Genomic DNA, 26,866 nt, shown 5'->3' on the forward strand with positions numbered 1-26,866 from the left:
GCCAAATTAATATTAGTCGTGTTTAGAAACTCTGCTTTTCTCCAAATTACACTTTGGCACTTGGCGTATTCGTCAGGTAAATGAACGCAAAGTTACCATGAAGTTAAGTCGCTTTAACGATTAGACTTCTTACCATTTTTGTCTTGCGACTTTATAGGGTAGCCGTTTGAGCTAAAGCAGCAACAGATGTGCTAATTGTTCCATCTATCTAGTCGTTTGCGATTTGAGCTTGCCACTTTTCCTTTAGCTCTTGAGCAAACGGATAGCGGAGTAACGAAGCTGCTTAGATAGTGAAATCGGTAGCCTAGCAAAGCTGAAATCGAGAAAATGGATAACGTAGCGAAGCGGAAGTGTTGTTTCATCTTGTAGATGTCAAGTAGGCTGTTGTAGCTTTAACCATAATATAGGTTTAGTTCGTCTACAAAAGTAAAGCGAGTTTCTGAATAACCTTAACAAATGGAGATTGTATGAAAAAATTGCTAGTTGCCAATCGTGGCGAAATTGCTATTCGTGTTTTCCGAGCTTGTAATGAGCTTGGTTTATCAACAGTTGCTGTTTATGCAAAAGAAGACGAATATTCAGTGCATCGTTTCAAAGCAGACGAATCTTACATTATCGGTCAAGGGAAAAAACCAATTGATGCTTATCTTGATATAGATGACATTATTCGTGTTGCTCTTGATTGTGGGGCAGATGCTATCCATCCAGGTTATGGTTTGTTGTCTGAAAACCTTGAGTTTGCGACAAAAGTCCGCGCTGCAGGTCTTGTTTTCGTTGGTCCAGAACTTCATCATTTGGATATTTTTGGCGACAAAATTAAGGCTAAAACGGCGGCAGATGAAGCAAAAGTTCCGGGAATTCCAGGAACGCATGGTGCGGTTGATATTGATGGTGCTCTTGCTTTTTCCAAAGAGTATGGCTATCCTGTGATGATCAAAGCTGCACTTGGCGGTGGAGGTCGTGGAATGCGGGTGGCTCGTAACGACGATGAAATGCGTGATGGATATGCCAGAGCAAAGTCTGAGGCTATTGGTGCGTTTGGTTCAGGCGAAATCTATGTTGAAAAATACATTGAAAATCCAAAGCATATTGAAGTTCAAATCTTAGGTGATAGCCACGGAAATATTGTACATCTCTATGAGAGAGATTGCTCTGTGCAACGTCGTAATCAAAAAGTCATTGAAATTGCACCAGCAGTGGGCTTGCCAGAAGATTTTCGTAAAGAAATATGTGAAGCTGCGGTTAAACTTTGTAAAAATGTGGGTTATGTGAATGCCGGAACCGTTGAATTTCTTGTTAAAGATAATCAATTTTACTTTATCGAGGTTAATCCGCGTGTTCAAGTGGAACATACAATTACAGAACTTGTGACAGGAGTTGATATTGTTCAAGCTCAAATCTTGATTGCTCAAGGTAAGTCTCTGCACGAAGAAATTGGAATTCCAGCCCAAGATGAGATTCCTCTTTTAGGCTCTGCGATTCAGTGTCGTATCACAACAGAAAATCCTGAAAATAACTTCTTACCTGATACGGGTAAGATTGATACTTATCGTTCACCAGCAGGTTATGGGGTTCGTTTGGATGGTAATGCTTATGCTGGTTATGAGGTTACCCTCATTTTGATAGTTTGTTAGTCAAGGTTTGTACTTTCTCAAAAGATTTCAAAGATACTGTTCGGAAGATGGAGCGTGTATTACATGAGTTTCGTATTCGTGGAGTAAAAACAAACATTCCTTTCTTAATCAATGTCATTGATAATGAGAATTTCAGAAGTGGTCAGGCAACAACAACTTTTATTGATAACACTCCAAGTTTGTTCATTTTCCCTCGCCTACGTAATCGGGGGACAAAGACCTTACATTATCTTTCAACGATTACAGTAAATGGTTTTCCTGGTATTGAAAAAACAGACAAGCGCCATTATGATGAGCCACGTCAGCCTCAATTAGTCATTGAGAAAAAGAGAACAGCAAAAAATATTTTGGATGATCAAGGCGCGGATGCTGTCGTTGATTTTGTTAAAAATACAAAAGAAGTATTGTTGACCGATACAACTTTTCGCGATGCTCATCAGTCGCTTCTTGCAACACGTCTGCGTTTGCAAGATATGAAGGGAATTGCAGAAGCGGTAGACCAAGGTCTTCCTGAACTTTTCTCAGCGGAGATGTGGGGAGGAGCGACATTTGATGTTGCTTACCGCTTCCTCAATGAAAGTCCGTGGTATCGTTTGCGTAAACTTCGTAAACTTATGCCAAATACCATGTTCCAAATGCTTTTCCGCGGCTCAAATGCAGTGGGTTATCAAAATTATCCTGATAATGTCATTGAAGAATTTATTCGTGTTGCAGCGCGTGAAGGAATTGATGTTTTCCGTATATTTGATTCACTTAACTGGTTACCACAAATGGAGAAATCTATCCAAGCTGTTCGTGATGCAGGGAAAATTGCAGAAGCAACGATTTGTTACACAGGAGATATTTTAGATCCGCTACGACCAAAATATAATCTCAAATATTATAAAGATTTGGCAAAAGAAATGGAAGCAACAGGGGCACATTTGCTTGCAATCAAAGATATGGCTGGCGTACTAAAACCTCAAGCTGCCTATCGCCTCATTTCTGAGCTTAAAGATACTGTGGATTTGCCGATTCATTTACATACACATGATACGTCAGGAAACGGGATTATTACATACTCTGGAGCAACTCAAGCGGGTGTTGATATTATTGATGTGGCAACGGCAAGTCTTGCTGGAGGTACATCACAGCCATCCATGCAATCTATTTATTATGCGCTTGAACATGGACCACGTCATGCGGCAATTAATGTGAAAAATGCTGAACAAATTGACCATTATTGGGAAGATGTGCGTAAATATTATGCACCATTTGAAGCAGGAATCACAAGTCCTCAAACAGAGGTTTATATGCATGAAATGCCAGGAGGACAGTACACTAACTTGAAATCTCAAGCTGCTGCCGTAGGATTAGGGCATAAGTTTGATGAGATTAAACAAATGTATCATACAGTCAATATGATGTTTGGTGATATTATCAAAGTGACACCAAGCTCAAAAGTTGTTGGCGATATGGCGTTATTTATGGTGCAAAATGAATTGACAGAGCAGGATGTCTACGAAAAAGGAAGTAGTTTGAATTTCCCTGAATCAGTTGTTTCATTCTTCCGAGGGGATCTTGGACAACCAGAGGGAGGATTCCCTGAGAAATTACAAAAAATTATTGTTAAAGATAAGTCTGTCATTACTGACAGACCAGGCTTGCACGCTGACAAAGTTGATTTGGAGGCTGTCAGCAAAGAATTAGCTGAAAAAATTGGTTATACACCTGCAGATCATGAAATTATCAGCTATTTGATGTATCCTCAAGTCTTTCTTGAGTATCAAAAAATGCAAAATGAGTTTGGTGCTGTGACTCTTCTTGATACACCGACATTCCTTCACGGTATGCGGCTTAATGAAAAAATAGAAGTTCAAATCGAAAAAGGAAAAACATTGAGTATTCGTCTTGACGAGATTGGAGAGCCAGATCTTGCAGGAAATCGTGTCTTGTTCTTTAACTTAAACGGACAACGCCGAGAAGTTGTAGTCAATGACCAATCTGTTCAGACACAGGTTGTTGCGAAACGTAAAGCTGAAACTGGAAATCCTCACCAAATCGGTGCAACAATGCCAGGTTCAGTTCTTGAAGTTTTAGTCAAATCGGGTGATAAAGTTAAAAAAGGTCAAGCGCTGATGGTCACTGAAGCGATGAAAATGGAAACGACGATTGAAGCACCTTTTGATGGCGAAATTGTAGACATCCATGTTCTCAAAGGAGAAGCAATCCAAACCCAAGATTTACTTATTGAAATTGATTAATAGTGCTTTTGAAAACCTGTCAGTATGCTGACAGGTTTTTTTGGTGTTTCCAAAAAATACGGTTATTTAATTTTCAGAAAATATATAATTTTCTTAATAAATAGTGTATAATAATTAAATAGATGGAGGTATTTATGAATTTATTAAACAAACACCAAGAAAAGATGATTAAAAATTCACAAATTCCCAGTGAATTTTACAAGGAGTACAATGTCAAAAAGGGACTACGAGATCTTGAAGGAAAAGGAGTATTAGCAGGATTAACGAATATTTCGGCGATTCATTCTTTTGATGAGGACGGAAAACAAATTCCAGGAATCTTAGAATATCGCGCTTACAATATCAAAGATATTGTTGATGATCTTCGTAAAGAAGGGCGATTTGGATTTGAGGAAGTTACCTATCTTCTGCTGTTTGGAGAATTACCAACAGCAGGTGATTTGAAGGAATTTCAAGATATTTTAGCACATAAAAGGATACTTCCTGAATTTTTTGTACGTGAAACGATTTTGACAAATCCATCAAGTGATGTAATGAATTCTATGAGTCGTTGTTTACTTGCTCTTGCTAGTTATGATGAAAAAGCAGAGGATATTTCAATTGAAAATGTTTTAGAGCAATCGCTCAATTTGATTGCGAATTTTCCCTTGCTTGCGATTTATACTTTTCAGGCCTACAGTCACTATCGCAAAGAAGAAAGTCTTTACATTCACTATCCAGATTTAACCTTGAGTACTGCTGAAAATATTTTGCGTATGTTGCGTCCTGACTGTCAGTATACTGATACTGAAGCAAAAGTATTGGATATTGCTCTTATTCTTCATATGGAGCATGGTGGAGGAAACAACTCTACTTTTACAACTCATGTTGTGACTTCGAGTGGGACGGACACTTATGCTACAATCGCTGCGGCATTGTCAAGTTTGAAAGGACCAAAACATGGTGGAGCCAATATCAAAGCGGCAAAAATGTTAGAAAATATCAAACAAAATATTTCAGACTATCATGATGAAGCAGAGATTGAAGACTATTTATACAAAATCTTGAATAAAGAGGTTTTTGACCATCAAGGACTAATTTATGGAATTGGCCATGCCATCTATACAATTAGTGACCCACGTTTTGAAGTGTTTAAAAGTTATGTGGCCAGTTTGGTAAAAGAAAAAGGGATGGAAGAAGAATTTGAACTCTACGAAAAAGTTGCAAGACTTGCTCCAAAAGTTATCTCAGACCATCGTAAAACTTACAAAACAATCTCTCCCAATATTGATTTCTATTCTGGGTTTGTATATAAAATATTGGGAATTCCACAGGAACTATTCACACCATTATTTGCTGTTGCTCGCGTTGTAGGATGGTTGACGCATAGAATCGAAGAATTAATCAATATGAATAAAATTATTCGTCCAGCGTATGAGAGTATATTAGAATCAAAAAATTATGTAAAGTTGGAGGACAGATGAAAGACTTAACAATCTCTGATAAAATTTATCAATATTATGATATCTCTGAAATTGAAGGAATTGACAAACTTCCTTATAGTTTGAGGTTATTGTTGGAAAGCCTCTTACGTCAAAAAAATGATACAAGTATCACACAAGAGCATATCCAGGCAGTATTAGATTACTTAAAAGGTGATACAGGAAAGGAAACTGTTTTCTTACCTAGTCGTGTCGTTCTACAAGACTTTACAGGCGTACCAGCCATTGTTGACCTTGCAGCTATGCGTGATGCAATGGTTAAATTGGGTAAAAACCCTAAATTAATTAATCCTGAGATTCCAGTAGATTTGGTCATTGACCACTCAGTACAGGTTGATGTGCAAGGAAATGAACGTGCGCTGTTGCTAAACTCAAAGAGAGAGTTTGAGCGAAATCATGAACGCTATGAGTTTTTAAAATGGGCGGAACAATCGTTTGATAATTTTCGTGTTGTACCACCAGCAACAGGGATTATTCATCAGGTTAATATCGAATATTTGAGTGAAGTTGTCTGTGAAAAAAATGGCTTACTCTATCCTGATAGTGTCTTTGGTACAGATAGTCATACAACGATGATTAATGGGTTAGGAGTATTAGGTTGGGGTGTTGGTGGCATTGAAGCAGAGGCAGTGATGCTAGGTGAACCAAGTTCCTTAACAACTCCAGAAGTCGTTGGTGTCCGATTGAGTGGAAAACTTGGCATATTTGCAACAGCAACCGATTTAGCACTGACAATCACGAAAATACTGCGTGATGAAAAAGTTGTTGGAAAATTTGTTGAGTTTTTTGGTACTGGTTTAGAAAATCTCAGTCTGGCAGACCGTGCGACTATTGCAAATATGGCACCTGAATATGGGGCAACCTGCGGTTATTTCCCGATTGATGATGAAACGCTGAAATATTTGCACGCGACCAATCGCTCTGATGAAGTGGTCTCAAGAGTGGAACATTATACAAAAGCAAATAAACTTTTTTATGATAATTCTTATGAGCCACAATATAGCAAAGTCATTGATGTAGATTTAAGTAAGATTGCAACACGTTTATCTGGTCCGTCACGCCCACAAGATATGCTCGAATTAGCAGATTTATTGACGAATTTTGAAACTTTTGCTGAAAAACAGAGACCACTAAAAGAAGAGGATGGGAAAGTTGCAGTTGCAGCGATTACAAGTTGTACTAACACGAGTAATCCTCATGTGATGATGATGGCAGGACTACTTGCTAAAAATGCGGTAGAAAAGGGGTTAAAAGTTCCAAGTTGGGTAAAAACGTCATTAGCACCTGGGTCTAAAGTTGTGACCTCTTATCTCGAAAAGGCTGGACTTCTTCCTTATCTAGAAGACCTTGGTTTTAATGTAGTCGGTTATGGGTGTACGACGTGTATCGGTAATTCTGGTCCTCTTTTGACTGAAATGGAAACAAGGGTGACTACTGATGATTTAATCGTAGCAAGTGTCCTAAGCGGAAATCGAAACTTTGAGGGACGTATTCATCCACTTGTGAAAGCAAATTATTTAGCTAGTCCACCTTTAGTGGTAGCTTATGCATTAGCAGGTTCTGTAAGGAGAAATCTGACGGAAACAGCACTTGGGATTACCGAGAATGGTGAAAAAGTCTATTTGAGAGACATCTTACCAACATCAGAAGAAGTCGAAGCATTAGTGAATAAATATGTTACTCGAGAGTTATATGCAGAGAGTTATGCTAAAATATTTGATGAAAATGAAGCGTGGAATGAGATTGAAACGAATAAGAGTGAAGTTTATGATTGGAAAGAAGATTCGACTTATATTTCTAATCCGCCCTATTTTACTCACTTAACGGCAGAGCTTCCTTCTTTTTCTCAACTTTCGGGACTTCACGTGTTAGCAAAATTTGGTGATTCTATCACGACTGACCACATTAGCCCGGCGGGAAATATTCCTCTAAAATCATCTGCAGGAACCTATTTGACATCCGCGGGCTTGGCTTATAAGGATTTCAACAGTTTTGGATCAAGACGAGGCAATGATAAAGTTATGACACGTGGTACTTTTGCCAATATTCGTATTAAAAACCAGCTTGTCGATGGTGTTGAAGGGGTTACTCTAAGTTTGATGGTGAAATCCTATCAATGTACGATGTAGCGCAAAAGTACAAAGAAGAAGGTACAGGACTAATTGTACTTGCAGGAAAAGATTACGGTATGGGTTCTAGTCGTGACTGGGCAGCAAAAGGAACGAAATTACTTGGTGTCAAAGCGATTATTGCAGAAAGCTTTGAGCGTATTCATCGAAGTAATCTTGTAATGATGGGAGTGTTACCTCTTCAGTATCTAGAAAATGAAAATGCAGAAAGTCTTGGTTTGACAGGGGATGAAGTGTATAGTATTGAATTGCCTAAACATCCTAAAATTCATGAACGAATTACAGTCCATGCTGATGATAAAACTTTTGAAGTAGTGTTACGTTTTGATTCTCAAGTTGATTCAGATTATTATGCACATGATGGGATTATGCCCTATGTTATTCGTAAAAAGTGATGATAAGTATTGAAAGAAGTCTTAATTGGGTGAGAAAATGAAAATTGAAGTAAAAAATGGTAAGCTGTCTGTCCCTAATATACCAACGATTGGTTATATTAGAGGAGATGGAGTTGGTGAGGATATTTTTCCAGAGGCAAGACGAGTGTTTGATGCAGCTGTGGAAAAAGTTTTTGTTGGAGAGAAAAAAATTGATTGGCAGAAATTACTGGCGGGGGTGAAGCATTTGAGTTGACTGGAGAGTATCTTCCTGAGAAAACGCTTGAACAGATTTCAAAAAATCTGATTGCCATCAAAGGCCTTTGATGACCCCTGTGGGAGAAAGTTTTCGCTCAATAAATGTGACTTTACGGCAGAAGCTAGATTTGTATGCTTGTGTGCGTCCTGTTGAATATTTTTCTGGAATTATTGCTCCTGTGAAGGAACCAGAAAAAGTTAATATGACAATTTTTCGCGAGAATACAGAGGATATTTACGCAGGAATCGAGTTTGCATCTGACACATCAGAAGCAGAAAAGTTGATTTCGTTTTTGTCAGAAATATTAGGGGTTCGGGGAATTCGTTTTCCACAGACATCAGCGATTGGTGTAAAACCAGTCAGCCCTGACGGGACAAAACGCTTGGTACGCTCTGCCTTTGACTATGCCTTACAACATGGTAAAAAGCGCGTGACAATTGTGCATAAAGGAAATATCATGAAGTTTACAGAGGGAGGATTTAGAAAATGGGCTTATGAAGTTGCTTCCGAATATCCAACTTTTACAAAACTGGAATATGATAAAATAAAAAAAGAGCAGGGAGTTCAAAACGCTGAAAAAGAAAAGTCCACTGCTCTTAAAGAGGGCAAAATTTATGTTGATGATGTGATTGCTGATAATTTTCTCCAACAGATTATTCTTAATCCTCAAAATTTTGATGTTATTGCGACACTTAACTTGAATGGAGATTATATCTCTGATGCGCTTGCTGCTCAAGTTGGAGGAATTGGGATTGCTCCTGGTGCCAATATTAACTATAAAACAGGATACGCCATTTTTGAAGCAACGCATGGAACTGCCCCTGATATTGCAGGGTTAAATAAAGCAAATCCATCAAGTCTGATTTTATCAGGGGTAATGATGTTTGAATATATCGGTTGGCAAGAAGTTGCGGATTTGATAAAGTTAGCACTTTCAAAGGTTTTTCAATCTGGGGCAGTTACTTCGGACTTGGGAGGAGAACTTTCGACGACGGAATTTGCTGATCAATTAATTGACTTCATTGGGAATACTGAGTATAAAAAACTTCTGTCAGTTTACTGACAGAAGTTTTAATTTTATCAAAGCAAGTGCGTGCTAAGCCTTGAATTTAGTCTTGACTTCATTTGAGTGAATTATTTTCCATAATTTCATCAATGAAACCATAGTCTAAAGTTTCTTTGGCATCCATCCAGTGGTCACGTTCTGTATCTTTATGAATTTGCTCAATAGGTTTTCCTGAGTTTTCAGAGAGAATACGTTCTAGGCGGTCACGTGTTTTTTTGATGCTATCGGCAATAATTTGAATATCTGTTTGTTGAGTGCCTTGGCCTGCACCACCCATTGGTTGGTGAATCAAATATTCTGCATTTGGTAACATGAAGCGTTTGCCTTTTGTACCACTTGATGCAATGATTGTCCCCATTGAAGCAGCCATACCCATGACGATGGTTTGAACATCAGATTTAATGAAGTTCATTGTATCAACAATAGCAAGACCAGCTGATACAGAGCCACCGGGACTGTTAACATAAAGATAAATGTCTTTTGTATTATCCTGTGCATCAAGAAAGAGGAGCTGTGCAATAATACTGTTTGCCATTCCATCTTCAACAGGACCTGTCAGCATAATGATACGGTCTTTCAGAAGTCTTGAGTAGATATCATAAGCGCGTTCGCCACGACTAGATTGTTCAATAACAGTAGGTACTAAATAACCCATAAATTGAATCTCCTTTTGTAAGATATGAGTTTAACTCTCTTAAAATCATGAGGATACTAGTTTTTCTCGGACTTTGCGGAGATCTTACTTTAGATTTTTATGATTTCAAAGAGAGTAAACTCTATTAATATTTTTCTTTATTATAACTCATTGGTCAAAAAAGGTCAAAGAAAATAGTTTTTTTTGAATGAAGTCAAGACTTATTCAGTGGGAGTTTCGCCTCACCACTGAGTTTAGTCGGACGAAATTCAAAGATTGCCATTTCGCCTTATCGCTTTAGCGATTTAGAGCGAATGGACAGCGGAGCGAAGCGGAGATAGTGCTGCTTTATTTCCGACCTAAGAGGTCGGAGTATTGCGATTGCGACTAGGTGCTTTAGCACCGTAGCGAGCATCGACAGCGGAGCCCGAAAGGGCGGAGATAGCACGCACTTGCTTTGATAAAAAATTTTCTGCCATCTTCGCACCTTTGGTGCTCGAATATCAATTCTCGCTAAACGACTGAAGTCGCAAGTCGAATCGTAGTACTGACAGAATTTTTGTCAGTAAAGAGTTTAAACTTTCAGAACGCTTTCAAATTTGTTATAATTAAATTTATGAATACTGAACTTGTTATTGCCATGATTTTTGGAATGTTTATCGGTGCTTGGCTTTTGATTGCGGGCATTTATATTTATAAAATCTATGATGAAAATCGTTATAAAAAACGATTAACGATTGAAAAATTGCTTCGTGAAATTGAAGTCAGAAATACGTTAAATCAAAAAGTGATTGAGATTCTTAATCGCCCGATTACAGGCGATGACAAGGAATTGATTAATCCTCAAAGTGATGTTAAAGTTCCTTTTTATGATTATAACTTTTTGAAAAATTATACATCAATGTATAATTTATACATTCCGACTTATTTTTTGAACACTTTCTTTAAAAAATTATCACACCATTTGGCTGTTTTTGATGATGAGCAAGATTTAAAAAATGGAGGTTACATTTTTAAAGAATCGCGCACAATTTTTGAAAATTTTTCTGTCGAAATTACTGATGATATTGAAGCGAAAAAGCGGGAATTGCAAAAAGCAAAAAATGTTTATCCTGCAATGCTGAAGAAGCAGCACTATAATATCTGATGCTGTGATTCACAACTTACTTTTTGTTTGCATAAAAGTAAGCCCTGTTAGTAAAATATTATGTAATCATTAGATGGAAAATGTCTAAAATTTTGATTAAAATACTGTCACAATGTACTCTTATATCAGAGATATGGAGTCATGATTTCCTAGAATTTTAAAGTATCCTCATGCTGAAATTCTAGGAAAGTGCTGACAGTTTTTTTGTCAGTAAAATATAGTGAATTTTTATGAAAAAACTTTGAAAAAGGTCTTTTTTTAACCCTTCAAATGTGTTATAATTGAACAATCATTGATGTTTAATATTATTAGTTAAATAAATATACACGAAGGAGAGACGATGATTACAATCTATACAGCCCCCTCTTGTACAAGCTGTAAAAAAGCTAAAAATTGGCTTTCATATCACCAAATTCCATTCAACGAGCGAAATCTCATTGCTGACCCATTATCAGTTGATGAAATCAGTCGTATTTTGGAAAAATGTGATGATGGTGTGGAAGGATTGATTTCAAGCCGAAACCGTTTTGTGAAGACTTTGGGTGTTGATTTTGAAGATTTATCACTGTCAGCAGCGATTAAAATCATTTCAGAGAATCCACAAATTATGCGTCGTCCAATCATCATGGATGAAAAACGTTTGCACGTTGGCTACAATGAAGAAGAAATTCGAGCTTTCCTACCACGTACGGTGCGCATTTTAGAAAATGGCGGTGCACGTTTGCGTAGCGCAATCTAATTATTTATTTAAAAAAGGAATTTTTCGAGACGTTAATTGCGTCTTTTTTTTGTCATTTATAAAAGATACTGACCGTAAGTAAGTGATTTACTGACAAAATTTCTGTCAGTAAATTTTTTATATCACTTGATATTTATAAGGTTTGATAACCAGAATATTTGAGTTTTTATACTTAAACTTTCTAGAAAAAAGATCTGAAAAGGAGAGGCAAATGAGCTATAATGGAGACATGGAAATTTTTGATACACATACACATCTCAACTCTGAGGAGTTTGATGGACGGATACCAGATGAGCTAAAAAAAGCTGAGCAACTTGGTGTGACAAGAATCAACAACGTTGGAAGTAACTATAAGTTGAATAAAAAAGCCGTTTTGCTAGCAGAAAAATTTGCTGCGTGCTATGCCACAATTGGCTGGCACCCTGATGACGCAGCAGAGTTTGACGCTGATGCAGAGCAATATTTGCTTGAGGAACTTGCAAAAGAGAAAGTCATTGCACTTGGCGAGATTGGTTTAGATTATCATTGGATGGTGCGTCCAAAAGAAGAGCAGGAGCGCGTGTTTAGACAGCAGATTCAGATTGCGAAGTGCGCAAATGTTCCATTTCAAGTGCATACAAGAGATGCGCTTGACGATACTTATGCAATCATCAAGGATGAAGGTGTGGGCAGTTCAGGGGCAATCATGCATTCTTTTTCGGGAACCTATGAAGAAGCAAAACGTTTTGTTGAACTTGGGATGATGATTTCCTTTTCAGGAGTTGTCACTTTTAAAAAAGCTGTTGCAGAACAAGAAGCGGCACAGTTTTTGCCTCTTGACAAAATTTTGGTAGAAACAGATGCACCATATTTGACACCTGTTCCTTATCGAGGTAGAGAAAATACACCTGGCTACACACGGTATGTCATTGATAAAATCGCAGAATTACGCGGAATTTCGGCTGAAGAGGTCGCACGCATAACAACCCAAAATGCTTTAAAGATTTTTAAATTATAATTTTGTTGACAAGCAACTAAAAACGGTGTATAATGTTGCTTGTCAACAAAAAGTTGATTCTTCTCAAATTTGGAAAATTCAATGTAAATCCATTTTTTTGTAGAATGAACGCTATCTTGACGAAATGAGTACGGAGCTTTTCTTAACTACAACCTTGACGTATTGTATCAAGCATAAAGCGCAATTAGAGTTGATGAAAATAGACGCACCGTACATCTTAATCGAAAGAAGATTTAAAAAATGAGTACTTTACTAGCAATTTTGGCCCACCCTCACACGGATGATTTTAGCTGGTCTTTAGCAACTTTTGATGAATTTATCAAGAGTTATAAAGCGGCACATCCTGATGAACACATCATTATTCGTGATTTATTTGACGAAAAAGTGCCGGCGCTTGACAATGACACTTTTGCCGCTTGGAAACGGAACAAATATGCTCCAGATACTTTGACTGAGGCAGACCAATCACTTTTAGCGCGTCATAATGCTTATGTTGATGAATTTATAGCTGCTGATAAGTATGTCTTTGTCAATCCGATGTATAATGGCTTCACAACAGCGGAGCTGAAACAATACATTGATGTGATTGCTGTACCACGCAAACTTTTTCGTTATACAGAAAATGGTCCTGTTGGTCTTTTGAAAGGGAAAAAGAGCTTGCATATCCAGTCAGCCGGAGGTTTATACCATAATGAAGAAGATGCATCGCATATGGCAGAGGATTTGGGGGCGGCATATATTGAACAAACCATGAAAATGATTGGGATTGAAGCACGTGAACAACTCTTTGTTGAGGGATATGCTCATTATCCAGAACGTGCCGAAGAATTGAAGAAAAAAGCATTCGACGAAGCACAGGAATTAGGAAAAAACTTTTGAAGTGATTACTTCATTGGTGGGACACAACCTCTGGGTGTAACAACTAAGCGACCTGTACGCAGCTAAAGTTGCAACAGTCTGCTTAACATCAAAGCTATGAGGTCACACCTCTGTTTCACTTCGTTATCCATTTGCTCTATCTTCGCTTTGCTGCGCTGTCGATTTCACCTAGTGGCGTAGCGAGCATCGACAGCCTTTTTATCGCGTAGCCCAAAGGGCGGGGATAGCACGCACTTGCTAAGTTAAAATCTTGAAGCAAATAAAATGGTGTGGGTACTATAAGCACACCATTTTTTGCTACAATTGAATTCGTGGTGCTGGAATTGTAGAGAAAAAAGATAGAAGATACTCTTGCTTTACGAGCAACAATATATTTATCTCTCCATGTTTTTTGATGGTGTTCCTCTTAGTATATAATTAAGCTCGTACTATCAAAATGAGTAGAAGAGGATAAATTTCTCCAAGAAATTTCGCATCTTTCCGAAACTTTTCTATCTCCGTGCTTCTAGCACTCCGCTGTCCGTTTGATTGCCATTTGGCGTTGCTTATATTCTTGTCACTTTAGTGGCTTACAGCCAATGCCTTCAGCTCCTAGCTTCGCATGACCACAGGACATTTGTCCGTTTGCTTAGCTGCTAAAGCAACAAGAGCAAAAGGCAATTTTCATGAGTTCTGGACAATCAGCCTCACATCTTGTTATAATGAAACAATGAGAAATGGAAAAGAAGTGGATAAAGCAATCGGTCAGGCTTTGCATGATTTGCGCAGTCAGAAAGGAAATCGAACGCTTGAATCACAATGGATTTTGCGGCAATTAGGTGATGAAGAGTTGACAAAGGAAGTGACAAGCTTATCGGTTGTGGCACTTCATATCTTGTCTAGCTTGAAAGAAAAAGATTTGACTGGCGTTGAGTTGGCGAGTCGTTTGGAGGTTACACGTGGAGCGATTACGCGAGCTGCTGGCAATTTGACAGCATATCATTTTGTTAAAGTTTATCAGCTTGATGTGGATAAAAAGAAAATTTTTTATCAATTGACAGATAAGGGGCGAAAAGTCGCTGCTGTTCATGATAAAATGCATGAGAAAATTGATGAGATTTTCAATGAACAAATTTTTTTGAAGTATACGGAAAATGAAAAGCGAGTGATTTTAGGGTTTTTGACGGATGTTAATGCAGTAGATGACTTGTTGAATGAGATGTTATGAGATGAAAAGTTCAACAGATGATGAGTTTGATAGGATTGGAGAAAAGATGAAATTAGATACGTATGGACTTTTTGTCAAGGACTTGACAGTGATGGTTCCTTTTTACTGTGAAAATCTTGGTTTTACAACAGAATGGGATGGGAACCCTGACCACGCAGACTTATTTGATAAAGTGACAGGTTTTCGCTTGATGCTTTCTCATCGGAAATTCATTGAGGAGTTATTGGGGAAGGAAACAGATGAACTTGATTTAAATATGAGAATGGAACAAGCATTTTTGGTTGGTTCTCATGCTGAAGTCGATGAAAAATTTGCAGCATTTAAATTGGCGGGCATCAAAATAATTTCGGAACCGGTCACTTATCCGTGGGGACAACGTGCCTTTTATTTCGCTGATCCAGAGGGAAATTTGAGTGAGATTTTTGCAGAATAGAAGCGAGCAAAATGAAAATTATACTTATTGGAAGTTCGGGTAGCGGAAAATCCACACTGACAAGGGAACTGTCAGTACTGACAGAAAGTTCAGTCTTACATTTGGATAGAGTTTTTCACGCCGCAGAGCATCATCAGCGTGAAGTTTTGCGCCAAACGACACGAGAGTTTATTGCAACTCATGAGTGTTGGATTATTGATGGAAACTATGGTTCTACTCTAGATGAGCGGATTCCTTTTGCCGATGTTATCATCTGGTTAAAAGTGCCTAGGCTGACGACTTTGATGCGTGTTATTAAGCGCTCGATAAAAGTTCGATGTCTGGGTCAAAAACGTCTTGATATGGCTTCAGAATTTGTTGAAAAATGGGATAAGGAATATCTCGAATTTTTAAAATTTGTTTGGAATTTTCCTAAAACAGAGTTTCCACAAATTGAAGAAAATTTGACAAAATTTGATGCATGGGATAAAGTGGTTATTTTGAAAAATCGAAAAGACAAGGCAAAATATTTGAATACGTTGCAAAAAATTCAAAAGATAAAATGAAGTGAAAAATGTGATTGAAAAACAAAGAATAAATAAGGTCATCGTCGTTGAAGGACGTGATGATACAGCAAATCTTAAACGATATTTTGATTGTGATACGTATGAAACGGGCGGAAGTTCGATTGATGAAAAAGATATTGAACGTCTCAAAAAACTGCACGAAAAACGAGGAATTGTTGTCTTTACCGACCCAGATTTTCAGGGAGAGAGAATTCGTAAAATAATCATGCAGGCGATTCCAACTGCAGAACACGCTTTTTTAAATCGTGCCGAAGCGCGTCCTAAAGGAAAAGGTTCGCTTGGTGTCGAACATGCCAAGTTTGACGATCTTCAAAAGGCGCTGACAGGAGTGTTAGGCGGTAAAAATTTACTGACAGAAAATCTGTCAGCACTGACGCAAATGGATTTGATGAAATTTGGCTTGGTGATGGGTGTTGCTAGCCGTCGTCGGCGTGAATTTCTTTGTGAACAACTACGGATTGGCTATGCTAATGGTAAGCAATTGCTTAAACGTTTGAATATGTTTGGCATTAGCTTTGAAGAAGTAGAAAAAGTGATGAACGGATTTGACGAAATTGCCAAATAAAAAATACTGTGAAAGATATTTTTCACAGTATTTTTTAATTTAACTTAGCAAGTACGTGCTATCTCGTCCCTTGGGTTACGCGATAAAAAGGCTGTCGATGCTCGCTACGTCACTAGGTGTAACAATTAGCATATCCGTTGCTGCTTTAGCGCAAACGGCTATTCTATAAAGTGGCTAGTCACAATCACAATTCTCCCACCAAATGATGTAATCACTTCAAAATCAGGGCAACAATAATACCTAAAATAGCACCACCTCCAACTTGAATAGGAGTGTGTCCAAGTAATTCTTTTAAGTTCTTGTCAATAGTGACACCGAGATTTTCCAAAATTATATTGATGAAATGAGCTTGGTGACCGGCTTGCCTGCGGATTCCTTGAGCATCATACATGACGACAAAAGCGAAAACTGTTGCAATCGCAAAGAGTGCAGAGTTAAAGCCGTAGTCCAATCCGACAGATGTCGCTAAAGCAGTAACTAGGCTACTATGAGAGCTAGGCATTCCGCCAGTTGCAAAAAGAAGCTGCCAATCTAACTTATGAAAACGAATTAAGTCAATCAAAATTTTTATGATTTGAGCCAAAGCCCAACTCGCGATTGCTGTCCATAAAATGTGATTCTCTGCGATTTGCGTGAAAAATTGCATCAGTTTCTCCATGAATTTCTTTTTATCAAAACAAGTGCGTGCTATCTCCGCCTTACGGCTACGCTGTCGATGCTCGCTACGCCACTAAAGTGGCTAGTCGCAATCGCAATACTCCGACCTCTTAGGTCGGAGATAAAGCAGCACTATCTCCGCTGCGCTACGCTGTCCATCCTCGCTACGGTGCAGAAGCACCTAGTCGGAATGGCAATCTTTGAATTTCGTCCGACTGCCATAGGGCGTTGGCGCTTTTAGCGCCTAGGCTTCTTGGACAAGGTGACCTCATATCGAAGATGTGAGGTTGTACCTTAAATTCAGTGGCGAGTTGAAACTCCCACTGAATAAGTCTTGACTTCATATAAGTTTACCATGTTCAATAGACAATTTGATAATGATTTCGTGAAAATTTGATTGAGATTGCTGACAAATTATCAGAAGTGAAAAATCTTGTCGATTTTTGGTATAATACTTTTATGACAAATACTGATATTGACCGCATCTCAAACATCATTCGCACGCAAGACATTTTACGGCGTCATGATTTCAATTTTAAGAAAAAGTTTGGACAAAATTTCCTGACAGACCATAATATTTTATCGAAAATCACGCAAACAGCAGAACTTTCAAAAGAAGTTAATGTCATCGAAATTGGTCCTGGTATTGGTTCTTTGACACAGTATTTGCTTGAAGAAGCTGCAGAGGTTATGGCGTTTGAAATTGATAAGACATTGATTCCAATTCTCACAGAGACCCTTGCGCCTTATGATAATTTCACTTTAGTTAATGCGGATATTTTAAAGATTGATTTGATGGCAGCTATCCAGAATTTCAAAAATCCTAATCTGCCCATTAAAGTTGTCGCAAACCTGCCTTATTATATTACAACGCCTATTTTGATGCACTTGATTGAGAGCAAAATTCCTTTTGCTGAATTTGTCGTGATGATGCAAAAAGAGGTAGCAGATAGGATTGCGGCGAAGCCGAATAGTAAGGCTTATGGCTCCTTATCTATTGCGGTGCAATATTATATGGAGGCAAGCGTTGCTTTTGTTGTGCCACGTACTGTTTTCATTCCTGCGCCAAATGTGGATTCTGCGATTTTAAAAATGGTAAGAAGAAGCTCGCCACTTGTTGAGGTCAAAGATGAAGCGTGGTTTTTCAAGACGATGCATAGCAGCTTTGTCCATCGCCGTAAAACTTTGATGAATAATCTTCAGGCTGCTTTTGGCAAAGAAAACAAAGCTGAAATTGAGCAATATTTGCAAAAAGCTGAAATTTCACCATCTATTCGAGCAGAGGCGCTCTCAATTGCTGATTTTGCGAAATTGGCAGACGCTCTATTACCCTTAAAGTAATCACTTCAATTTCTAAAAGTTCTTTTCATAAATTAAACAGTATTAAAAGAAAACGCTAGTCAAATCTAGTGTTTTTTGCTAGAATGAACTTGGATGAAAGAGAGTATGAGCATGAGAATTGAAAATCTAAAAGCAAAAATGGCACGTGAAAATCTGGATAGTTTGCTTATCACAGATATGAAAAATATTTACTATTTGACAGGCTTTTCAGGAACAGCTGGAACAATTTTTTTAACTAAAACAAGAAATATCTTTATGACTGATAGCCGTTATAGTGAGATGGCGCGTGGTATTATCAGTGGCTTTGAAATTATTGAAACCAGAGATGCTATCAGTATGCTGACAGAATTGTCAATCGCTGACAATGTCAAAAATGTGGGCTTTGAAGATACAGTGGACTATGCTTTTTTCAAAAGATTATCAGGAGCAACTCCTCAAATGGAACTTTTTGCTACGACAAATTATCTGCTTGAATTGCGTCAAATTAAAGATAGTTCAGAGATTAGAACCATTCAAAAAGCGTGTGAAATCGCTGATGAAGCATTTAGTGAAGCACTTAAATTTATTGAACCAGGTCGCACAGAAATTGAAGTTGCCAATTTCCTTGACTTCAAGATGCGCGATATGGGAGCAAGTGGTATTTCATTTGATACTATTGTTGCCAGCGGTAAAAGAAGCAGCTTGCCGCACGGCGTTGCTACTCATAAAATGATTGAATTTGGCGATGTGGTAACCATTGATTTTGGCTGTTATTATGAGCATTACGCAAGTGACATGACACGGACTATTTTTGTAGGGTCAGTTGATGACAAGATGGCAGAAATTTATCATACGGTGCAAAAAGCGAATCAATTGTTGATTGAGCAAGCGAGATCTGGGATGACTTATGCAGACTACGATCGTGTTCCACGAGAAGTGATTGAAACAGCAGGTTTCGGAAAATATTTCACACATGGTATTGGGCATGGATTAGGATTAGATGTTCATGAAATCCCTTATTTTAGCCAAGCGATGCTAGAGCCAGTTTTGCAAAGTGGAATGGTTGTCACAGATGAACCAGGGATTTATTTACCAGAATTTGGAGGTGTCCGGATTGAAGATGACCTGCTAATTACTGACAACGGCTGTGAAGTGCTGACAAAAGCACCCAAAGAGCTTATCGTTATTTGAAAAAACGCCCATCTTGTGATAGAATAAGATGTTAAATCCTGTCATTTCCCTTTTTTCGTGTGTAAAAATTCTGTCAGTATACTGACAGAAAAAGATAGAGCTGACAACTTTGGAAGTGGCTTAAAAATGACAGAATATCTAAATTTAAAATATTAGGAGATACATAAACAATGGTTTTAGCAAAAGATCTTAAATCAGGTATGACATTTTTGAACGGAGATAAACTTCTTCGTGTTATGGAAGCAAGCCACCACAAACCAGGTAAAGGTAATACAATCATGCGTATGAAACTTAAAGATGTACGCTCAGGTTCAACATTTGATGACACTTATCGTCCTGAAGATAAATTTGAACAAGCAGTTATCGAAACAGTAAATGCTCAATATCTCTACCAAATGGATGATACAGCGTTTTTCATGAACAATGAAACTTATGACCAATATGAAATTCCAGTTGAACAAGTCAAAGATGAATTGCTTTATGTCCTCGAAAATACTGACGTAAAAATCCAATTTTACGGTACAGAAGTAATTGGGATTCAACTTCCAACAACTGTTATTCTCGAAGTTACTGAAACACAACCATCAATCAAAGGCGCAACTGTTACAGGTTCAGGTAAACCAGCAACAATGGAAACAGGTCTTGTGGTTAACGTTCCAGACTTCGTTGAAGTAGGTACAAAACTTGAAATCAACACAATGACAGGCGAATATTTGAAACGTGCATAATGATTAGGTTCTGTCAGTACTGACAGAACTTTGTCAGTTCATCAAAACAAGTGCGTGCTAATACTCCGACCTAGGTGTAACAACTAGCATATCCGTAAGTTGCTAAAGCAACAACGGCTACCCTATCTTAGGTAGGAGATAAAGCAGCACTAAGCTTTGAATTTCGTCCGACTAAATTAAGTGGTGAGTTGCCCTTTTATCAGTCGCTTCAGCGACTAGAGAAAATGGACAAATGTTTTACGAAACTCCCAGTGAATAAGTCTTGACTTCATTTTGTAAACGAAATTCTATAAAACCCACTGATTTGTTCTAGTAAAGTGGGGCAGGATTTAATAAGAGGAAATCAATATGGCAGAAAAAACTGTACATTCTGAAGAACTTGGTGATATCGTCATTGCTCCCGAAGTTCTTGAAGTTATTATTGGCATTACAACAGCCAAAATCGAAGGTGTTTATGCGCTCCGTAACAAACGTTTTTCAGACCGACTTGGTAAGAAAAATGAAGGACGAGGGGTTTACATTGACTCAAAAGATGATAAAGTTACTGTTGACATCTATGTTTACCTCACATATGGCGTGAGTGTACCAGCAGTTGCTGCAAAAATTCAAAAAGAAGTGAAAGAAGCAGTCGCTCAAGCCACTGAAATTATAGTTGATGAAGTAAATATCCATATTGTGGGTGTTGTAACAGAGAAACTTCCAAAACCAGCGCTTGAAGATTTGTTTGACGAGGGATTTTTTGATGCCTAAGACGCTCAATCAACATCAAATTCGTAGACGTGCTGTGCAAGCGTTGTTTAGCTATAAAGTCCAAAATGATATGGCAACAACTGTTGTCAGCGAGTTTCGTAAAAATGTGGAAAGTCTTGAAGCAGCTTTATCGCAACCCATTCGTTTTGAAGTCGAATATAGAGATGAACGCATTACAGTTCGCAAATTCCCAAAGCAACTTTCTAAACCATTAGAAGCTATTGCAGGAATTTATGACATTCTTGGTGTGGAAAATGTTGAAAAAACAGCAGTGACTAAAGCAATGACTTTCATGCGTGATTTTGGTGGTCTCACGAAAAAAATGAATGAATACGAAGCTAACGATTTGTTCAAAGGTATCATGGCAAATTTGAAACTTGTGAAATTGTTCCAAATTGACCTTGATGATGAAGCACCAGTAGCACCAAAAGTTCTAGAATTTTTGCGTGCTTTACCGCAAGATTCAACGAGTGAACAAGCACTTGCTACTTTCCAAAAAATATTCTCAATGCTTCATGAAAATATTTTGGAGAAATATACCCTTGACTTATTTACCCCTGTTCAACTACAAAATGAGTTGGATGAAAAATTAAGTCAGGCTGAGCTTAAAGCTCAAGCTCAAACGGATGAATTGTTGAGAAAAACAAAAGTTTTTGTGCTCAACTATGATAATGATGCCCCAGAAGCTATTGAAGCGCCTGAATACTTCACCACTTTGGTTGATGGTATCCTTGCAAACTCAACCACGCTTGAGGCAGAGCTTTCAAAATATTTAGCAAAAAATTGGTCCTTTGCGCGCTTAACCTTAGTTGAGCAAAGTCTCCTTTTAGTTGCCGCTTACGAAATCATGTTTACAGACACCCCAGATGTTGTCGCAGTCAATGAAGCGATTGAACTTTCAAAAGATTTCAGTGATGAAAAGTCAAGTCGATTTGTCAATGGCGTGCTGACTAATTTGGTTAAATGATATTTAACTTTCCTCTGTGGTGGTAATATATCAATATAAAATTCCAATCAGTTTTTTCTGGTTGGTTTTTTTAATACAAAATATGTAAGAAAAGTAATAGAAAGACATAAAAATGTTCCAATGTGAATAAAGGATTATTTTTTCTGAAAACTCACAATAAATATTGGCATATTTTTCCTAAATAATATATAATGAAATTGTTAGAAAACGTTTTCTTTTCATGAATTTCACATCATTTTTACACTAGTTTATCCTTGATTTTTGTAAAAAATTATCAGATGAACTACAGACAAACTGTTTTGCAGCGAGTGGGAAAAGCGAACCTTTTCTTATTTGCAGTCTTGATGCGTTGCATCCAACGTTAAACAGTGTCAGGAAATAAACGGAGTAAGGAGTACAAGATGGCGGAAAAATTTTCAATAAAACCGCATGGTTCTGTGCCATATCATACAGGAGTAGCCATTCCTGTCTTTTCTCTCAGGACTGAGCACTCAAGTGGAGTGGGACAGTTTTCTGACCTCAGGCATTTAGCAGATTTTACAAAAAAGTCAGGTATGGATGTCATCCAGCTCTTACCGATTAATGATACAACAACATTTATGGACTGGAGGGATTCCTACCCCTATCGTGCGATTTCTGTGTTCGCTCTTCACCCTATTTACTTAGATATTCATGCTTTCCTAGCACAATACACTCAAGCTCAAAAAGATGAATTATTAGAAGCAGAAGCTGAACTCAATCAAAAAGAAGAGATTGATTATGAGAAAAGTTTAGCTTTAAAATGGAAATATGCAAAGATTATTTACCATAAAACGGCAGAAAAAGTAAAATTAACGGCAGATTATCAGACTTTTTACAACTCAAGAAAATCATGGTTAGAACCTTATGCAGCATTTTCATATTTGCGAGATAAGAATAAAACTGCTGATTTCACAAGATGGAGAGGTTATTCTCGTTATACGACAAAGATATTTGGAGCACTAAGTCGTGATGAAAAAGTCGCTCAGGAATTAGATATTTACATCTTTGTCCAATATCTTTTGCATACTCAGTTATTAGATGCGGTGAACTATTGTCACGAGCTAGGAATTGCTATCAAAGGTGACATCGCAATTGGTATTGCTCATGATTCGGTAGATGCTTGGACAAATCCAGAGCTATTTAATCTAGAAATGCAAGCAGGCGCACCGCCAGATGTTTTTGCAGTAAATGGACAGAACTGGGATTTCCAACTTATAACTGGGATAAAATGGCACAGGATGAGTATGCTTGGTGGAAAGATCGAATGATTGCAATGGCAGAGTATTTCGATGCCTATCGTTTAGACCATATTTTAGGTTTCTTTCGTATTTGGGAAATGCCTAAAGGGAGCGTTCGGGTTTATTAGGGAAGTTTTCGCCTGCTCTAGCGTTGACTATAGAAGAAATAGAAAACACTTATGGGATTCCACTTCGTGCATGGGGTATAGAACGATTCACTCAACCTTTTATCAAGGATTGGGTGATTGATGAGATTTTTGGACGGGATAATAGAGATTTTATTATTCAACAGTTTCTTCAATATAACAAATATGGAAATTATATATTAAAGACTGAATTTGATACTCAAAAGAAAGTTGAAGCAGCAGGACTTGAAGATTGGGTAAGAGATGGTTTATTTACCTTGCACGAAAATGTCATTTTTCTCCCCGACCATAAAGATGAAGAACTTTATCATCCTAGGATAACATTGACGTCCACCATTAGTTTTAGGGAATTTGGTCAAGAGTATCAACAACGTTTAGAACATTTGTATAATGATTATTTCTACGGAAGAAATTATGATTTTTGGAAAGAGCGCGCCTATGAAAAGCTTCCAGCAATCAAAAATTCTACTTCAATGTTAGCCTGTGGGGAAGACCTTGGCATGGTACCAGACAATGTACCAGATGTCATGTATCATTTAGAAATCTTGCGATTAATTATTGAACGTATGCCAGCCGATGACAGTTTTGTCAATGGTTTACAGTATGCACCGTATTTATCAGTAGTCACTACTTCAAGTCATGATACCAGTCCTTTACGCGCTTGGTGGGAAGAAAATCGTGAAGTGACACAACGTTACTACAACGAAATCATGGGTTGGTGGGGAGAAGCTCCCTATGAAGCTACACCAGAGATTATTCAAGAAATTATCAAACGTAATCTTAATTCAGATGCAATGATGGTCATTTTGCCATTACAAGATTGGCTTGCGACAGATGGAAATATAAGGAATAAAAATGCTCATGCAGAGCAAATCAATATTCCTTCAAATCCGTTCCATTACTGGCGTTATCGTTTGCATCTCTCACTTGAAACACTGGCAAAAAATAATGAATTCACAGAATTTTTATCAGAGTTTATCGCTGATTCTAAGCGAAAAACTTGGTAGAATCATCAATTAATACTTAAGGTAAATCTAAGAAAATCCAAATTACCTCATTTTCTTACCTATTCCGATTAAGCAAAATTAACTCAAATTTATATCATTTGTATTTAGAAGTGTTAAATTATAAAATAATAAGAAGTTAGTAAAAAAATTATTAAAAAGCTTATCAAAAAATGGAGGTTCCATTATGGGAATTGAAATGCTCGGTCTTATTCTTGCTGGCGGTCAAGGGACTCGCTTGGGTAAGTTGACTAAAGATGTCGCAAAGCCTGCTGTACCGTTTGGTGGACGTTATCGTATTATTGATTTTGCTCTTTCAAATTGTGCAAATTCAAATGTGAAAAATGTAGGTGTTATCACACAGTACCAACCTCTTGCATTAAATGCACATATCGGAAATGGAGCACCGTGGGGATTAAATGGTGTAAATAGTGGAGTTACAATTCTTCAACCTTATTCTTCACAAGAAGGTTCCAAATGGTTTGAAGGAACTTCGCACGCAGTTTATCAAAACATTGCATACATTGACCAACAAAATCCTGAATATGTTCTCATTCTTTCTGGGGACCATATTTATAAAATGGATTATGAAGCAATGCTTGAAAGCCATAAGGAACGTGGAGCGAGTTTGACAGTGTCAGTCATGGAGGTGCCAATCGAGGAAGCGAGTCGTTTTGGTATTATGAATACAGACGAAAATGACCGTATTATTGAGTTTGAGGAAAAGCCAAAGGAACCAAAATCAAATCTAGCCTCAATGGGGATTTATATTTTCAACTGGCAACGTCTTCGTGAAGTTTTGGTTAATGGGTATGCAAAAGGAAATCCGATGGAAGATTTTGGTGGTGATGTCATTCCAGCTTATATTGAAGCTGGAGAAAATGTGTTTGCCTATCGGTTTAAAGGTTACTGGAAAGACGTTGGTACGATTGATTCACTCCATCAATCCAATATGGAATTTCTTGATATTCTCAATAATGAACTGGATATTACAGACAAATCGTGGCGGATTTACTCACGAAATGATATTTCGGCACCGCAGTTTATAACAGATAAAGCAGATGTTAAGGATGCATTAGTAGGGGATGGTTGTTACGTCAATGGTGCGGTTCATCACTCTATCTTATCTCAAAATGTGCATGTTCAAGAAGGGACAACGATTGAAGATAGTTTTATCATGTCAGGGACATTTATCGGTGAAAATGTAGTGATTAAAAATGCAATTATCGGCGAAAATGCAAAAATTGGTGATAATGTGGAAATCATTGGGGAAAACGAAGTTGCGGTGATTGGTCACGGAGAAGTGAAAGGGGAAAATAAAAATGAACAATAGTAACAAAATGTGTGCGCTGTTATCTAACGTATCATCAAGTCAAGCGCTACGCCCATTAACAGATGTACGTCCTATTGCAACTTTGCCCTTTGATTGTAAATATCGTTTGATTGACTTCCCACTTTCTTCATTGTCAAATGCCCATGTGGATAATGTGTTTATGACGTTCAATGAAGGAGAAACACAATCCGTTTTTGACCATCTTGGTTCTGGATCTGAATGGGGACTTGATGGGTTTAATAGTCGTTATTTTGTCTACATTCAACAGGACTTTGACCGTCTAAAAGAGCAAGGTAAGGCTTATTTTGCACAACATCTTAACTTTTTGAAGAAGTCTAAAGCCCCTTATACAGTACTTTTGGGAAGTAAATTTATTTGCAATGTTGATTTGAATGCTGTTCTCAAAATTCATAAACTTGCAGGTAAGGAAATCACAACTGTTTATAAAAAAGTTTCTCCGACTTTAGCGGCTGAATATGATACGATTCTCCGATTTGATGAAGAAGGGAAAATGAGTAATTGTTACATGAATCAGTTGGAAAATCCGCAAGAAAAGGAAGCGCTCTGTCTCAACCTTTTCATTGTAAATACGGACTGGTTGATTGATTTTATCCAAGAAATGCAAAATGCGGGTGAGATTGCTTCTATTGCTCATTTGCTTAGAGCTCGTATGAAGGACTACGATGTGAATAGTTATGAATATACAGGTTATATGAGTAACATTACAGATATAAAATCTTTTTACGATGCAAATATGGTGATGTTAGAACCCCAAAACTTCACATCACTGTTGTATAGCAGCCAACCTGTTCATACAAAGATTAAAAATGAAGTACCGACTTATTTTTCAAAAGATAGTAATGTCGTTAATAGTCAGCTTGGCTCAGGGTGTATCATTGAAGGAGAAGTCAAGGATTCTTTGATTTCGCGTGGTTCAAAGGTTCTCAAAGGCGCACAAGTTGAGTCAGCACTGATTTTCACAAGTAGTAAAGTTAAAAATGATGCTGTCGTGAAATATGCAATCATTGATAAAAATGCTGTCATTGAAAATGGAGTACAAATCATTGGTACTGCTGAAAAACCAGTAGTGATTCCTAAGGGTTCAGTAGTGACAGAAGACGTTATTGAGCTGTAATAATATAAATCAGCGCTGACAAA

At 37.7% G+C, this 26,866-nt stretch carries 21 protein-coding genes and 3 pseudogenes; 22 read left to right on the top strand and 2 right to left on the bottom strand.

All coding sequences use genetic code 11. The features are described 5' to 3' along the window. The first annotated feature begins 467 nt into the window (after positions 1-467). The 4 genes and pseudogenes from FLP15_RS06165 to icd all read left to right on the top strand — a co-directional run bounded on the left by FLP15_RS06165 (position 468) and on the right by icd (position 9,183). A pseudogene (locus tag FLP15_RS06165) lies at positions 468-3,877 on the top strand (pyruvate carboxylase). A gap of 134 nt (positions 3,878-4,011) precedes the next feature. Beyond that, on the top strand, positions 4,012-5,340 hold the full coding sequence (locus FLP15_RS06170) for a citrate/2-methylcitrate synthase (protein WP_142766397.1): 1,329 nt from the start codon (positions 4,012-4,014) through the stop codon (positions 5,338-5,340). Beyond that, positions 5,337-7,882: pseudogene (gene acnA, locus FLP15_RS06175) on the top strand (aconitate hydratase AcnA). Before FLP15_RS06170 ends, acnA begins: the two are co-directional and overlap by 4 nt. Positions 7,883-7,919: 37 nt before the next feature. Then, positions 7,920-9,183: pseudogene (gene icd, locus FLP15_RS06180) on the top strand (NADP-dependent isocitrate dehydrogenase). 58 nt (positions 9,184-9,241) lie between these two features. Here icd and FLP15_RS06185 read toward each other — a convergent pair. Beyond that, entirely contained in the window at positions 9,242-9,841 is a 600-nt protein-coding gene (locus FLP15_RS06185) for an ATP-dependent Clp protease proteolytic subunit (RefSeq protein WP_120771114.1), read from the bottom strand. A gap of 595 nt (positions 9,842-10,436) precedes the next feature. Here FLP15_RS06185 and FLP15_RS06190 point away from each other — a divergent pair. The 8 genes from FLP15_RS06190 to rnmV all read left to right on the top strand — a co-directional run bounded on the left by FLP15_RS06190 (position 10,437) and on the right by rnmV (position 16,353). Further along, complete coding sequence (locus FLP15_RS06190; protein WP_190288362.1) at positions 10,437-10,967, top strand: hypothetical protein; 531 nt, start codon at positions 10,437-10,439, stop codon at positions 10,965-10,967. A 340-nt stretch (positions 10,968-11,307) separates the two neighbouring features. Then, on the top strand, positions 11,308-11,706 hold the full coding sequence (spx, locus tag FLP15_RS06195) for a transcriptional regulator Spx (RefSeq protein ID WP_120771115.1): 399 nt from the start codon (positions 11,308-11,310) through the stop codon (positions 11,704-11,706). Between the two features lie 229 nt (positions 11,707-11,935). Beyond that, complete coding sequence (locus FLP15_RS06200; RefSeq protein ID WP_142767448.1) at positions 11,936-12,703, top strand: TatD family hydrolase; 768 nt, start codon at positions 11,936-11,938, stop codon at positions 12,701-12,703. Positions 12,704-12,943: 240 nt separating this feature from the next. Beyond that, complete coding sequence (locus FLP15_RS06205) at positions 12,944-13,582, top strand: FMN-dependent NADH-azoreductase (RefSeq protein ID WP_142766398.1); 639 nt, start codon at positions 12,944-12,946, stop codon at positions 13,580-13,582. A gap of 709 nt (positions 13,583-14,291) precedes the next feature. Continuing rightward, positions 14,292-14,789, top strand: coding sequence for a helix-turn-helix domain-containing protein (locus FLP15_RS06210; RefSeq protein WP_142766399.1), 498 nt, complete (start codon positions 14,292-14,294; stop codon positions 14,787-14,789). 1 nt (position 14,790) lies between these two features. Continuing rightward, positions 14,791-15,222, top strand: coding sequence for a VOC family protein (locus FLP15_RS06215; protein WP_190288363.1), 432 nt, complete (start codon positions 14,791-14,793; stop codon positions 15,220-15,222). 11 nt (positions 15,223-15,233) lie between these two features. Beyond that, positions 15,234-15,767, top strand: coding sequence for a P-loop NTPase family protein (locus tag FLP15_RS06220; protein WP_142766401.1), 534 nt, complete (start codon positions 15,234-15,236; stop codon positions 15,765-15,767). Positions 15,768-15,777: 10 nt separating this feature from the next. Further along, positions 15,778-16,353 carry a ribonuclease M5 gene (gene rnmV, locus FLP15_RS06225; RefSeq protein ID WP_142766402.1) on the top strand — a complete coding sequence of 192 codons (576 nt, stop codon included), beginning with the start codon at positions 15,778-15,780 and terminating at the stop codon, positions 16,351-16,353. Between the two features lie 211 nt (positions 16,354-16,564). Here the strand turns inward: rnmV and FLP15_RS06230 are convergent, their stop codons facing one another. Next, entirely contained in the window at positions 16,565-16,999 is a 435-nt protein-coding gene (locus tag FLP15_RS06230) for a divergent PAP2 family protein (protein ID WP_142767449.1), read from the bottom strand. Positions 17,000-17,469: 470 nt separating this feature from the next. Here FLP15_RS06230 and rsmA point away from each other — a divergent pair, with 470 nt between their 5' ends. The 10 genes from rsmA to glgD all read left to right on the top strand — a co-directional run bounded on the left by rsmA (position 17,470) and on the right by glgD (position 26,843). Beyond that, entirely contained in the window at positions 17,470-18,351 is an 882-nt protein-coding gene (gene rsmA, locus FLP15_RS06235) for a 16S rRNA (adenine(1518)-N(6)/adenine(1519)-N(6))-dimethyltransferase RsmA (protein ID WP_142767450.1), read from the top strand. A 111-nt stretch (positions 18,352-18,462) separates the two neighbouring features. After that, positions 18,463-19,521, top strand: coding sequence for an aminopeptidase P family protein (locus FLP15_RS06240; RefSeq protein ID WP_142767451.1), 1,059 nt, complete (start codon positions 18,463-18,465; stop codon positions 19,519-19,521). A 170-nt stretch (positions 19,522-19,691) separates the two neighbouring features. Further along, positions 19,692-20,249, top strand: a complete 558-nt coding sequence (gene efp / locus FLP15_RS06245) for an elongation factor P (RefSeq protein ID WP_120771124.1) — start codon at positions 19,692-19,694, stop codon at positions 20,247-20,249. A gap of 348 nt (positions 20,250-20,597) precedes the next feature. Beyond that, positions 20,598-20,999: an Asp23/Gls24 family envelope stress response protein gene (locus FLP15_RS06250; RefSeq protein WP_120771125.1), complete on the top strand. Its 402-nt coding sequence runs from the start codon at positions 20,598-20,600 to the stop codon at positions 20,997-20,999. Beyond that, on the top strand, positions 20,992-21,966 hold the full coding sequence (gene nusB / locus FLP15_RS06255; protein WP_142766403.1) for a transcription antitermination factor NusB: 975 nt from the start codon (positions 20,992-20,994) through the stop codon (positions 21,964-21,966). The genes FLP15_RS06250 and nusB overlap by 8 nt, the downstream gene beginning before the upstream one ends. 401 nt (positions 21,967-22,367) lie before the next feature. Next, positions 22,368-23,255, top strand: a complete 888-nt coding sequence (locus FLP15_RS13055) for a 4-alpha-glucanotransferase (protein WP_245392066.1) — start codon at positions 22,368-22,370, stop codon at positions 23,253-23,255. Continuing rightward, positions 23,216-23,353: a 4-alpha-glucanotransferase gene (locus FLP15_RS13435; RefSeq protein WP_245392067.1), complete on the top strand. Its 138-nt coding sequence runs from the start codon at positions 23,216-23,218 to the stop codon at positions 23,351-23,353. The genes FLP15_RS13055 and FLP15_RS13435 overlap by 40 nt, the downstream gene beginning before the upstream one ends. 23 nt (positions 23,354-23,376) lie before the next feature. Next, the gene (locus tag FLP15_RS13060) at positions 23,377-24,378 is read left to right on the top strand and encodes a 4-alpha-glucanotransferase (protein WP_223804745.1); all 1,002 of its coding nucleotides are present in this window, start codon (positions 23,377-23,379) and stop codon (positions 24,376-24,378) included. 184 nt (positions 24,379-24,562) lie between these two features. Further along, positions 24,563-25,708, top strand: coding sequence for a glucose-1-phosphate adenylyltransferase (locus tag FLP15_RS06265; protein ID WP_142766404.1), 1,146 nt, complete (start codon positions 24,563-24,565; stop codon positions 25,706-25,708). Then, positions 25,698-26,843: a glucose-1-phosphate adenylyltransferase subunit GlgD gene (gene glgD / locus FLP15_RS06270; protein WP_142766405.1), complete on the top strand. Its 1,146-nt coding sequence runs from the start codon at positions 25,698-25,700 to the stop codon at positions 26,841-26,843. The genes FLP15_RS06265 and glgD overlap by 11 nt, the downstream gene beginning before the upstream one ends. The last annotated feature ends 23 nt before the right edge of the window (positions 26,844-26,866 follow it).

This window comes from Lactococcus protaetiae, from assembly GCF_006965445.1.
Classification (GTDB): Bacteria; Bacillota; Bacilli; order Lactobacillales; family Streptococcaceae; genus Lactococcus; species Lactococcus protaetiae.

Coding starts and splice junctions, on each gene's coding strand:
- FLP15_RS06170 (WP_142766397.1), top strand. CDS start 4,012: ATGAATTTATTAAACAAACACCAAGAAAAGATGATTAAAAATTCACAA.
- FLP15_RS06185 (WP_120771114.1), bottom strand. CDS start 9,841: ATGGGTTATTTAGTACCTACTGTTATTGAACAATCTAGTCGTGGCGAA.
- FLP15_RS06190 (WP_190288362.1), top strand. CDS start 10,437: ATGAATACTGAACTTGTTATTGCCATGATTTTTGGAATGTTTATCGGT.
- spx (WP_120771115.1), top strand. CDS start 11,308: ATGATTACAATCTATACAGCCCCCTCTTGTACAAGCTGTAAAAAAGCT.
- FLP15_RS06200 (WP_142767448.1), top strand. CDS start 11,936: ATGGAAATTTTTGATACACATACACATCTCAACTCTGAGGAGTTTGAT.
- FLP15_RS06205 (WP_142766398.1), top strand. CDS start 12,944: ATGAGTACTTTACTAGCAATTTTGGCCCACCCTCACACGGATGATTTT.
- FLP15_RS06210 (WP_142766399.1), top strand. CDS start 14,292: ATGAGAAATGGAAAAGAAGTGGATAAAGCAATCGGTCAGGCTTTGCAT.
- FLP15_RS06215 (WP_190288363.1), top strand. CDS start 14,791: ATGAAAAGTTCAACAGATGATGAGTTTGATAGGATTGGAGAAAAGATG.
- FLP15_RS06220 (WP_142766401.1), top strand. CDS start 15,234: ATGAAAATTATACTTATTGGAAGTTCGGGTAGCGGAAAATCCACACTG.
- FLP15_RS06230 (WP_142767449.1), bottom strand. CDS start 16,999: ATGCAATTTTTCACGCAAATCGCAGAGAATCACATTTTATGGACAGCA.
- rsmA (WP_142767450.1), top strand. CDS start 17,470: ATGACAAATACTGATATTGACCGCATCTCAAACATCATTCGCACGCAA.
- FLP15_RS06240 (WP_142767451.1), top strand. CDS start 18,463: ATGAGAATTGAAAATCTAAAAGCAAAAATGGCACGTGAAAATCTGGAT.
- efp (WP_120771124.1), top strand. CDS start 19,692: ATGGTTTTAGCAAAAGATCTTAAATCAGGTATGACATTTTTGAACGGA.
- FLP15_RS06250 (WP_120771125.1), top strand. CDS start 20,598: ATGGCAGAAAAAACTGTACATTCTGAAGAACTTGGTGATATCGTCATT.
- nusB (WP_142766403.1), top strand. CDS start 20,992: ATGCCTAAGACGCTCAATCAACATCAAATTCGTAGACGTGCTGTGCAA.
- FLP15_RS13055 (WP_245392066.1), top strand. CDS start 22,368: ATGGCGGAAAAATTTTCAATAAAACCGCATGGTTCTGTGCCATATCAT.
- FLP15_RS13435 (WP_245392067.1), top strand. CDS start 23,216: ATGGCACAGGATGAGTATGCTTGGTGGAAAGATCGAATGATTGCAATG.
- FLP15_RS06265 (WP_142766404.1), top strand. CDS start 24,563: ATGGGAATTGAAATGCTCGGTCTTATTCTTGCTGGCGGTCAAGGGACT.
- glgD (WP_142766405.1), top strand. CDS start 25,698: ATGAACAATAGTAACAAAATGTGTGCGCTGTTATCTAACGTATCATCA.